Here is a 525-nt window from a genome sequence, read left to right as displayed (position 1 = left end):
CCTATGGCCAGGTCACGGGCAATTTCGACCTGCCCGAGGCGCTTGCCACATTGGCCTATGAAGGGCGCCGCCGCAGCCTGTTCGAGCCCGAGTTGATCGCGACGCTGGTGATGGTCGAACGCGGCGTGCCGCGCAGCGTGCTGAAGGGCAGCTGGGCCGGTGCCTTCGGCTACCCGCAATTCCTGCCGTCGGTGTATCTGCGCGTCGCCGAGGATGGCGACGGTGATGGCGTCGCGCGCATCTGGTCGAGCGAAGCCGACGCGATCGAGTCGATCGGTTCCTATCTTCGCAACGCCGGCTGGCGCGCCGGGCAACCTTGGGGCGTCGCCGTCACGGTCCCCGCGAGCTTCAATCGCGGCGCGGTCGCCAACCGCCTGACCCCGACGCGCTGCCCGCGCGTTTTCGACCGTCACAGCCGCTGGCGATCGATGGCCGAATGGCGCGCGGCGGGCATTCAGCCGGTCGGCGGGCGCTGGCCCGACGGCGATGTGCAGGCGACCTTGCTCGAACCCGATGGCCCCGGCC

The 525-nt window shown here is 70.3% G+C and carries 1 protein-coding gene; it reads left to right on the top strand.

Translation table 11 applies throughout. The features are described from left to right. Positions 1–525 (top strand): lytic murein transglycosylase (locus AC1D11_RS22250; protein WP_477651510.1); only part of this gene is annotated, 525 nt, incomplete at both ends.

The organism is Polaromonas sp. P1_E11, from assembly GCF_056405995.1.
The sequence above is the reverse complement of the archived record's forward strand: the minus strand, read 5'-3'. Positions and strand labels throughout refer to the sequence as shown.